The following is an 11,064-nucleotide window of genomic DNA, read 5'->3' on the forward strand; positions in this document are numbered from 1 at the left end:
AAAATTTTGAAGGACGAAGTTTTTTTATTTCACTACAAAACGCTTCGTAATCATTCCTTACTACAAAGGTACAGCTTTATAGTCTAAAAGTAAGAAGATAAATGTACTATTTTGCTTTGAATGTAGGAATAAAAACACAAACTATCATTAAATAAAAAAGTAAAAAAGGATTTTGATTTGTTTCTTTGCTCAAACTACTATAAATTAGTTTTATGAAGTCCTAAATTTGACTTACCTTGCTTTTTTTTCTATTCTACTTATAGTTTTGTATAGTTTCAAAATGGGAAAATTGTTTTAAGCCTAACCACTACTTTGCATGAATATTTATCTAATTCGTCTTTCTTCTGTCTGCCAACTGATTACGGCTTTGACTTTATTTACTTTCTGTTTTTCTAATAATGTATATAGTCAAGATTTAGTACCTTTTCATCAAAGTAACGACGATGGAGAAACACAAAAATATGGCTACAAAGACAAAAAAACAGGAATGATTCTTATTCCTGCTCATTATACTCAAGCAATAGATTTTGAGCAAATCAAGAATGCAGAAAATCAACCTATCAAAGTAGCTAGAGTTCAGAAAAATGGTCGTTGGGGATATATTACCGAAGATGGAGAACAGTTTGTGCCAATTATTTATCAAGAATTAGGAGCATTTAAGCAAGGAAGAGCAGTGGCTCGTTTAGAAGGAAGAGCTGGCTTTATTGATGTTCAGAATGTCTCTATTGTACCTTTTGAATATTCGTATGCTTATCCTTTTAAAGATGGAATGGCAAGAGTTCAAAAAAATAATCGGGTTGGTTTTGTAGATATAGAAGGAAACTTAGTAATTGATTTGATATATGATGATGCCTATAACTTTTCAGAAGACTTAGCCTATGTCAGAAAAAATGGAAAATATGGCTTTATTAATAAAAAAGGTGAAGAGATTATTCCATTTGTTTATGAAAATGCAAAAGACTTTGAAAAAGGAACAGCATTAGTTCAAAAAAATAACCTGTGGGGCAAAATAGACAAAGAAGGAAAAGAAGTAGTGAAGATAATTTATAAAGATATTCCCTTTTTTTATGAAGGAGTGGCAGAAGTCAGAACAGAAGAAAGCTCAAAAAATAATACGAATAAGTGGGGCTATATCAACGAAAAAGGTGAAACCATTGTAGATTTTATTTATGATGAAGCAAAGTATTTTTCAGAAGGATTAGGAGCAGTAAGAAAAGACAAAGAATGGTTTTTTATTGATAAAAAAGGAAATCAAGTTTTAAAGTCTTCTTATCCAATTTATGAGCCTTTCATTGATGGATTAGCTAAAGTTCATCAAGACAATCTATTTGGATTAATGGACAAAGAAGGAAAATTAGTTACTCCTATTATTTATCAAGAAATAGATGATTTTGAAAATGGCATTGCACACGTTAAAAAGAATGACCATTGGGGCGTAATTAACAAGCAAGGAGAACTTATCGTGCCTTTAGAATATGATGAAATACATTTTATCACAGAAAATTTAGCTTGGATAAGAAAGTTAAATAAATATGGTTTTATGGGAGAAAATGGAAAAATTATCGCTCCAACTCAGTATGATGAAGTAGATATTTTTTATAAAAACAACCTTATTTTGGTCAAGAAAAACAAACATTGGGGAGCAATCAGTCCGACTGGAAAGATTTTGCAACCACCTGTTTTTGATAAGATAGACAAACTAAGCAATGATTATCTAAAAGTATATCAAGATGGGAAAACAGGTTTAATGGATTCGAAAGGCAAAATTACTGTTCCTGTTACCTATGACGAAATAGGAAAGTTTTTTAGAGGAGATGCAGTAGCTCGTATCAATGGAAATTTTGGTATAATAAAACGAGAAGGAAAACCCCTGACCAAGTTTAGATGGGATTATATTTACTCCTATTCAGATGGTTTTTTATTAGCCAAATATCATGATGGAACATACACTTACATCAATGAAAAAGGAAAAAAAATGAAGAAAAAGTATGAAGATGCAAAACCTTTTTCTTCGGGATTTGCAGCCGTTAAGCAAGATGGTAAGTGGGGATTTATTGATAAAAAAGGAAAGTGGTTGATAGAGCCAAAATATAAAATGGTAGAATCGTTTCAAAATGGACTTGCATTGGCTCAAGAATATGAAAAAGAAGAAAAGTCAAAATATGGATATTTATCAGCAGATGGAAATTGGCTTATTCCACCAAAATTTGAAGAAGCCTATTCCTTTTCTGAAGGTTTTGCAGCCGTCAAGCAAGATGGAAAATGGGGATATATTTCAATCAGTGGAAGTCCATTTATAGAATTTAATTATGATGGTGCATTGCCATTTTTAGATGAACAAGGTTGGGTCAAATATGGTGACGATTGGCAATCTATTGATAAATTTGGAAATCGTTATTTGCAAGTGGCTTCAGCTTCTGATATTTTTATTGATATGGATGAAATACCTTTTATGTGGACAGAAGATGAAACAAACGGCAAAATGGGGCTTCATGTTGAAAATGAGAATGTAATGCCTTTTGCGTATGAGAAAATAAGCTCAACAGTAGGAAGAAATAGAATTTTTTTAGAAAGAGGTGAACATTGGAATTATCTCAATAGCAAAAATGAAATCATCGAATACAATTTTGATGATGTTGATTATATGTTAATGGCAAATAATGCTATCTTGAAACGAGTAAAAAAAGAAGGAAAATATGGCTATTTTAATACAAAAACTGAAACGATTGTCATTCCAATAAAATACGATAATGCAGAATCTTTCTTTTATATTTACCCTCAAAGTTCTGGTTTTGGAGAAGATGTAGAGCCTCTTGCTGGCTACGCAAAGGTAGAAAAAAATGGCAAATGGGGAATTATTGATATGGAAGGAAAAATGCTTATTCCCATTATTTATGACCAAATTGATAACTTCTCAGAAGGATTTGCAAAAGTTACTTTGAATGGAAAAAATGGATATGTCAGTACAGATGCAAAAATTATTTTACCTATTGAATTTGAGCAAGCTGGTAATTTTAAAAATGGAAGAGCTGAGGTAAAGAAAAAAGGAAAATGGGGAATTATTAATCATAAAGGAGAGGAAATTGTACCTATCAGTTATGACCAAATTCGTTTTACTAATAATGATAATATTATAATTGTCTCAGAAAATATAAATGGAATTATGAGTTATAGCTTCTTAGATTTGCGTACAAATGGAAATCAAAAAATAAATACAAATCGTTATTCTTCTGTTAGTTCAGTCTTTATTAGTGGGCTTTTGGAAGTAGCCAAAAATGGTAAAAAAGGATTTGTAAATGAAGATGCAGAAGAAGTGATCAGTACCGAATATGATGATGTAGGAACAACAGAAGAAAGTCCTATTGCTGTCAGAAAAGGAAATAAATGGGGGTATGTAGATAAAGCAGGAAAAATAATTATTCCTCTTATTTATGATGCAGCAGAAGCCTTCGGAACAACTCAGCAAGCTCTAGTAGAAAAAGATGGTGAACGTTATTACATAAATAAAAGTGGAAGGAAAGAAAAACAAAAAAACGAGCTAGACTTCTTTGATGAAAGCAATGGAGATTGGTAAAATAATCCATTTGATATTTTAGTATATTAAACTTATTCTTAGAATAACTTCTTTTAAAATCCATTATCAAATAAATTTGATAACATAATTTGTAAGTAATGAATAAAACTCAACAACCTTGGATTGAAAAAGGGTATAAAGTATTTGCTTATGAAGCACCTCAAGGATTGAAAATTGAACGATTGTCAAAAGATATTGGTAAAAACAAATCTTCTTTTTATCATCATTTTGCAGATTTAGAACTATTTATAAGTGTTTTGCTAGATTATCATGTGCTTCAAGCCAAGATTATGGCAGAAAAAGAAGCTAACTGCTTATCATTAGAAGAGCTAATTGAGATTATAGTAGAACATAAAACAGATCTTCTTTTTAATCGACAATTACGCATCCACAGGCAGAATGAGGATTTTGAAAAATGTTTTCTTAAAACTAATCGAATGACAATACCTGCAATACTGGGAGTTTGGTCTGAAATACTTGATCTAAAAAGCAACTCTCATTTATCTGAACTAATGCTCAAACTAAGTCTTGAAAACTTTTATCTCCAAATTACAGATGAAACATTAAATCATGATTGGTTGAATAATTATTTCAACGAATTAAAGCTATTAGTAAGAGAGTTTAAAAGAACAAATAGAGTAACCATTCCCAAATTAGACGGTAGTGTCTAAAAATCAAGAGACTCTATTTCTAAATTTGTATTATAAATCATTTATTTAAACACAAATTTAGTATGAAAACATCACATAATAGCAAAATACGTTCTCAAAAATTTCATAAGTTTTGGTTAAAAGTAACAGCGATAGTTGTAGGTTCTTTTGCTCCAATTTTCTTTTTAGGAACGATGGATTCTACTTCTGAACCAGCTCGTCTAACATTAAATATATTAAGTTGGTCAATGGATGGAACAACAACTTATCAATCTGCTGATATTCATTTTTTGTCAGCACTTACAGGAGGTTTTCTTTTGGGTTGGGGAGTAATGATTTGGTGTATGTATATATGGATTTATGACAAAGCACCTGAAGAGGTAAGAAAGACAATAGTTATAAGTCTTTTGTGCTGGTTTATTTTAGATAGTTCAGGTTCTATTGCTTCTGGAAATACATCCAATACTTTTTTTAATAGTATAGTCTTGTTATTGGCTGTAGGACCTTTGTGGTTTTCGGCAAACGACTAAGTATTTCAATCTTTAAAATTAAAACCATCTTCAAAAATTAAAAGTAAGTTTTGAAGATGGTTTTTCTAGTATAATCTACAAAAAGACTATTACAAATTAATCTGTTTTCTTTTTGGTAGTTGTCTTTTTAGCAGCAGATTTTTTAACTGTCGTTTTTTTAGCTGTTGTAGCTTTTTTAGCTGCTGGCTTTTTAGCTGTTACTTTCTTAGTTGTTGCCTTTTTTGCAGGAGCTTTTTTAGTAGTGGTAGCTGTTTTTTTGGCATATCTACCTTTTTTCTCTGGTGCAGCTTCGGCAAGTTCTAAGCATTTTTCTAGTGTCAAATCAACAGGTTCGATGTCTAAGTCTTTAGGTATTTTGACATTTTGCTTTCCAACAGCAATATAAGCTCCCCAACGTCCATTCAGAACACGCACTTCTTCGTTTTCAGGAAAAACTTTGATTATTTTCTTAGCATCTTTTTCTCGTTTTTCCTTAATGAGTTCAATAGCTCGCTCTTCATTTATTGTAAGTGGGTCTTCTTCCTTAGGAATAGAAACAAATTTGCTATCATGACGAATATAAGGACCAAAACGACCAATAGCAGCAACTACTTTTTTATTCTCAAACATTCCTACATCACGAGGAAGTTTAAATAATTCAAGGGCATCTTCTAGTGTTATTTTATCCAAATACTGTCCTTTAAGAAGAGACGCAAATTCAGATTTTTGTTCTTTATCTTCTGGGTCTAATGGTAATTTTTCTACAATAGCACCATAACGTCCCATTCTTGCTTGTATTACTCTTCCTGTTTTTGGATCTTTTCCTAATTCTCTAGCTGTACTGGCATATTCTCCATCTTCTGCTACCTTTATTACTTGTGGGTGAAATTGTCCATAAAAAGATTTTAGCATCTTTTCCCATTCTAAACTTCCATCAGCAATTTTGTCAAACTCAGCTTCTACTTGTGCTGTAAAAGTTAAATCAACAATATCTGGAAAATTTCCTACCAAAAAATCATTTACAACCATTCCCATATTAGTCGGAAATAGTTTGTTTTTTTCTGCTCCTGTATTTTCAGTTTTGGTTTTACTTGTAATTTTATTGTTTTTTAAAGTCAAAACAGAATATTCTCTTATTGTTCCATCTCTAGCTTCTTTAACTACATATTCTCGTTTTTGAATAGTCGAAATAGTTGGTGCATAAGTAGAAGGACGACCAATTCCCTTTTCCTCTAATTCCTTTACCAGTGATGCTTCTGTATAACGAGCTTTCGGACGAGTAAAACGTTCGGTAGCTGTCATGAGTTCTAAATTTAATTCTTGTCCAACCTTCAAAGGAGGCAAAACTCCTTTTGTTTCACTGTTTTCGTCGTCCTCATCATCATCATCTTTTGACTCTAAATAAACTTTCAAAAACCCTTCAAATATAATTATTTCGCCTGTTGCTTTGAGTGTCTCATTTAGTTTTTTGCCATCTTTTGTAATTCCTATTGTTACAAGCGTTCTTTCTAATTTGGCATCTGACATTTGAGAAGCAATAGCACGTTTCCAAATAAGTTCATAAAGTCGTTGCTGTTGATTATCAGAAACGGGATTACGATTAGCAAAATTAGTTGGTTTGATAGCCTCGTGAGCTTCTTGTGCCGAACTTGATTTTGTTTTATAAGTACGGTTTTTAGCATATTCTTTTCCGTACGAAGCTATTATTTCATTGGCTGCATTTTGACGAGACTCTTCTGAAAGGTTGACAGAGTCAGTACGCATATATGAAATATGACCTGCTTCATACAATCTTTGAGCAACCATCATTGTTTGAGAAACCGAAAAACCTAATTTTCTACTTGCTTCTTGTTGTAGAGTTGAGGTTGTAAAAGGAGCAGCAGGTGACTTTTTAGCTGGTTTTTTCTCTAAATTATCAATTTTGAAACTTGCAGCTACACAACTTTCTAAAAACTCTTGTGCTTTTGTTTTTTCATCTAAACGTTTTGATAATTCTGCATTTAATTTTTTTGAGTCTTCTACATCAAAAGCAGCATCTACTTTATAGAATCCTTTTGCATTAAATTTATCTATTTCTCGCTCTCTTTCTACTACAACACGGACAGCTGCCGACTGTACACGCCCTGCTGAAAGACCATATTTTACCTTTTTCCAAAGCACTGGAGAAAGTTCAAAACCTACTAATCTATCCAAAATACGTCTTGCCTGTTGTGCATTTACCAAATCATCATCAATAGTTCTTGGGTTCTGGATAGCATTTAAGATAGCCGTTTTTGTAATTTCTCTAAAAATAATACGTTTTATATTTTTCTCATCCAGATTCAATGCTTCTTTTAAGTGCCAAGAAATAGCTTCTCCTTCTCGGTCATCATCCGTTGCGAGCCATACAGTTTCTACACCTTTTGCAAGTTTTCGAAGCGAGCGAATGACTTCTTCTTTGTCTTTTGAAATAACATAAGTAGGAGCAAAATTATTTTCCACATCAATGGCATCATTAGATTTAACTAAATCCCGAACGTGTCCGAAACTTGAAGTAACCGTAAAGTCTTTTCCAAGATAATTTTCAATGGTTTTTGCTTTGGCAGGAGATTCTACAATGACGAGATTTTTTGACATATTTTTTTTATAAATTTTGGCTATGCTAGATGATTTGGCAAACTCAATTCGTATAAACCAATACGAAATGATACCAGTTTTAATCGCTATTTTAACTATATAGAAAAGGGAGAATATAAAAGGCTAACGCATAAATGCAAAAAAATGTTAGAACATTTTAGATTTATACAATGGCAAAGTTACCTATTTTTTGATATTTGCCTAATTTGTGTGGTCATTTTTCTGCAATTAACTCTATCCATTCACAATTTATGCGAAATATTTTATCATTCTGAAAGATGTAAATTATATCGTCATTTTCATTAGGTTTACTGTTTAGCATAAACCCATCCTTAGTATCACGTATAGTTTTTGGTGAAAATGCAATTACACTCAATGTGTTTTCATCTTCTGGGAATTCTGAATTATCCCCATTAAATGACTCAATAAAATTTATATTATGGTGAACAAATCTCAATCGTTCAAATTCGTTTTTATGAATCCAATCTCCTTTTGATTTGATAAATTTAATTTGTACACTATTATCAACTTCTAAAATTTCCTTAAATTCAAAATTATTGTGTAAATCAATATGGATTCCGTTTAACTGAACAGCATAGTTTTCTTCAATTTCGAAATTTGTTTTCATATTTTAATTGATTAATTCAAGGTATGTTCAGTTCTAGAAACGAATACACAGTTAAAATTTAGTTTTTGCTTCTATACAGAATAGTAAGTTGTTATACAGAATTGGAGTTATTTATAAAAATAAATCAATTTTTTCAGTCAGAATTTCGATAAGTTCTTCATCCATAAATTCATATTCATCTGGAATATTCAGAATTTCAATCGTTGGGATTTCTAAATGAGAATAGATTTTCTTGATTTTTTGTTTGTGGTCATTTTCCATTACCAAAATCAAATCTGCCCATTCAATATCTTTTTCAGTAATTTTTCGGTTGCTTTTCGGACTTACGCCAACAGAACGAATATCAAAACGCTCATCATTTTTAAAAATAAATTCGGCTGTTCGGCTGCGTTTTTTGTTTTTACCACAGACAACTAAAAATTTTGGTCTTTCTTGCATTGAGTATTTTTTCTTATTTTAGGATTGTTTTTTTGAAATTCAGTTTTTATCAAATCTATTTTATGAAAAATCCATTAAAAATGAATTGTCCTTATTGTAAGTAAAGTGTTTTGCCTAGCTTATCCAATGTTTCATATAATTATCCTTCTCATGGAGGAGATTATGAATGAATAGAAACAGGAGGGAATGCAACTTGCCCAAACTGTAACAAAATAGCAGAAGTTAGAGTTCAAATTGATTTAGAAACAGGTGAAATTTGGGAAATAGTAAAAGTTTATCCACCAAAAAAAGCCTAATTTTTTACCTTTTTGATGATTATCCACCAAAATAGAACCAAAGCATTTTCAAATAAATAACTTCTATTTACTTTCATTCATAGAAGCAAACTCTGTTTTTGTCTAAAAAGTGACAGTTAAGCAAAATTGTAGTTCAATACGGTTGTATTATTGCAAAGAATGATGTAAAATTGTAAAGGTGTTTATAAAATTGTATATTTAGGATTGTTTTTACAGATTCCATTTTTTAAAGAGTTTGTTTATTGAAAATAGAAAGTTTATATTTAGTATATAAATACGTTTAAAGCAAAAAGACAAATTTCAACTTAATCAACTAAAAAAAGACGCATGTCTGAGCAACTATCTCGCATTCAGGTACTTATTGTAGATGATGTTCCGAGTAATTTATTTACTCTTCGTGCATTATTGGAAGAACATTTTGAAGAAATTGAAATTGTAGAGGCAAATTCGGGTATTGAAGCCTTAGAGGTTTTGATGCGTGAGTCGATTGACCTTATCATTTTGGATATTCAAATGCCTGAAATGGATGGTTTTCAAACGGCAAAACTGATTCGTAGCCGTAAAAAGACCAGAAATATTCCTATTGTTTTTCTTACAGCAGCCTACAAATCTGAAGAGTTCAAAGAAAAAGGTTTTTCATTAGGAGCAACTGATTATCTTACCAAACCGATTGATGATTATCAGCTTACTAGCCGTATAAATGCTTATTTGAGTATTATTAAGCTAGAAAAAAATCATAAATCAGAATTAGAACGCCGAGTAGAAGAAAGAACTTCTGAACTTAAAAAAGCTCTTTCTCAGATAAAAGAAACTAATTTTAAATTAGAAACAACACTTAGCAAACTCAAAAATGCTCAAAAGCAAGTCATTGCACAAGAAAAATTAGCCTCTCTAGGAGAGCTGACAGCAGGAATTGCACATGAAATAAAAAATCCACTGAATTTTATCATTAATTTTTCAGAGCTTTCAAAAGAAATGATTGTCGAACTTAATGATACTTTTGCTAACGTTGGAAAAGATATTGTTGAAGGAAGTTTAAAAGATATTACGCCAGATGATGTAGACAATATTAAAGATATTTTGCAGAACCTGAATGAAAACTCAGAAAAAATCCATGAACATGGAAAACGTGCTGATAGCATCATTAATAATATGTTGATGCACTCACAAGACCGAAAAGGAGTTTATCAAGATACACACATCAATACGATGTTGCAAGAATATATTAGCTTGGCTTATCATAGCACAATTAATAATTATAAAGGTTTTGCTGCTAAAATAGAAACAAACCTTGATGCAAATGTAGAAAATGTAAAGATTATTCCACAAGATTTGGGGCGTGTGTTTTTGAATGTTGTTAGTAATTCGTTGTATGCTCTCTATAATAAAAAGCGAAAATTAGGAGAAAATTTTGAACCTATGCTGACTGTCCGAACTATCAATCATGATGATAATGTTGAGATTATATTTAGAGATAATGGAACAGGAATTCCACAAGAAATGATGGACAAGATTTTTAATCCATTCTTTACAACCAAACCAGCAGGAGAAGGAACAGGTTTAGGGCTTTCCATTTGTTATGATATTGTCAGAAATATTCATAAAGGAGAAATTCAAGTAGATTCGAAAGAAGGAGAATATACAGATTTTAGCATTTTCTTACCCAAACATGTTGATACAGAAGAAAATGAGAATGGAGAAAATGAAAAAGTGGCTAATGATAAGTGGTAAATGAACTGCCAATGAAAAATCCTTTACTTTTCTAAATAAAGTAAAGGATTTTTTATTTTGCACTAAGAAGTATTAAAAGTATTTCTACATGTCACGAGTAGTTGTATCTGTACTTATTGGTTCATCATTCTTTTCATCATCTGTATTCTCATTTTGATTTGAAGAATTATCTCTACTATCTTCTTTTTCGTTTCTTAATTCATTGTTTTTCTGTCTAACTACTTCTGTAATGAAGTATTTTGTGTCTCCACGCCAAGCAAAAGTACGGTATCTTTCTACATACGAAATTCTGATACGTTCACCTGTAAGGGCTGCATCTTTTAGGTCTTCAATAACTTTAGTTTCCTCTTCTTCAACTGAAAACTCAAATTTTTCTATTGTATTTCCTTGGTCATTTAGATTCATTTCACCTTCCCATGTTTTGAAAACGTATCCTCTTTGGCTTATTTTTATTACTACACCTGCTCTGTCGCCTGTACTAAACGAACCGAAATAATAAAAACTGCCTACTCCAAAGAAAAGAAGCAAAACAACTGCTATTGATGATAAAGATATAAGTTTGACTCTACTAATTGCCATAGTGATATAAAATTAAAATTGGATTTGGTGCTTTACTTATTTT

8 protein-coding genes are annotated in these 11,064 nt (G+C 31.3%); 4 read left to right on the plus strand and 4 right to left on the minus strand.

From position 1 onward, the window contains the following. The first annotated feature begins 316 nt into the window (after nucleotides 1-316). The 3 genes from V9L05_RS23920 (at nucleotide 317) to V9L05_RS23930 (ending at nucleotide 4,754) form a co-directional block, all read left to right on the plus strand. Nucleotides 317-3,574, plus strand: coding sequence for a WG repeat-containing protein (locus tag V9L05_RS23920; protein WP_338815612.1), 3,258 nt, complete (start codon nucleotides 317-319; stop codon nucleotides 3,572-3,574). Nucleotides 3,575-3,672: 98 nt separating this feature from the next. Beyond that, a complete protein-coding gene (locus V9L05_RS23925; protein ID WP_338815613.1) occupies nucleotides 3,673-4,245 on the plus strand; it encodes a TetR/AcrR family transcriptional regulator in 573 nt (190 codons plus the stop codon). 62 nt (nucleotides 4,246-4,307) lie between these two features. Continuing rightward, nucleotides 4,308-4,754: a hypothetical protein gene (locus V9L05_RS23930; protein WP_338815614.1), complete on the plus strand. Its 447-nt coding sequence runs from the start codon at nucleotides 4,308-4,310 to the stop codon at nucleotides 4,752-4,754. 96 nt (nucleotides 4,755-4,850) lie between these two features. Here V9L05_RS23930 and topA read toward each other — a convergent pair whose 3' ends face one another. The 3 genes from topA to V9L05_RS23945 form a co-directional block, all read right to left on the minus strand. Continuing rightward, complete coding sequence (gene topA / locus V9L05_RS23935) at nucleotides 4,851-7,349, minus strand: type I DNA topoisomerase (RefSeq protein WP_338815615.1); 2,499 nt, start codon at nucleotides 7,347-7,349, stop codon at nucleotides 4,851-4,853. A 214-nt stretch (nucleotides 7,350-7,563) separates the two neighbouring features. Continuing rightward, the gene (locus tag V9L05_RS23940; protein ID WP_338815616.1) at nucleotides 7,564-7,977 is read right to left on the minus strand and encodes a hypothetical protein; all 414 of its coding nucleotides are present in this window, start codon (nucleotides 7,975-7,977) and stop codon (nucleotides 7,564-7,566) included. Nucleotides 7,978-8,088: 111 nt separating this feature from the next. Beyond that, nucleotides 8,089-8,415 carry a protein-tyrosine-phosphatase gene (locus V9L05_RS23945; RefSeq protein ID WP_338815617.1) on the minus strand — a complete coding sequence of 109 codons (327 nt, stop codon included), beginning with the start codon at nucleotides 8,413-8,415 and terminating at the stop codon, nucleotides 8,089-8,091. 623 nt (nucleotides 8,416-9,038) lie between these two features. On the opposite strand from V9L05_RS23945, the gene V9L05_RS23950 reads away from it, so the two are divergent. Then, nucleotides 9,039-10,442: a response regulator gene (locus tag V9L05_RS23950; RefSeq protein WP_338790696.1), complete on the plus strand. Its 1,404-nt coding sequence runs from the start codon at nucleotides 9,039-9,041 to the stop codon at nucleotides 10,440-10,442. An 84-nt stretch (nucleotides 10,443-10,526) separates the two neighbouring features. Here the strand turns inward: V9L05_RS23950 and V9L05_RS23955 are convergent, their stop codons facing one another. Further along, on the minus strand, nucleotides 10,527-11,021 hold the full coding sequence (locus tag V9L05_RS23955; protein WP_338815618.1) for a hypothetical protein: 495 nt from the start codon (nucleotides 11,019-11,021) through the stop codon (nucleotides 10,527-10,529). Between the last annotated feature and the right edge of the window lie 43 nt (nucleotides 11,022-11,064).

The sequence above is a fragment of the Bernardetia sp. Wsw4-3y2 genome (genome assembly GCF_037126295.1).
Taxonomy (GTDB): domain Bacteria; phylum Bacteroidota; class Bacteroidia; order Cytophagales; family Bernardetiaceae; genus Bernardetia.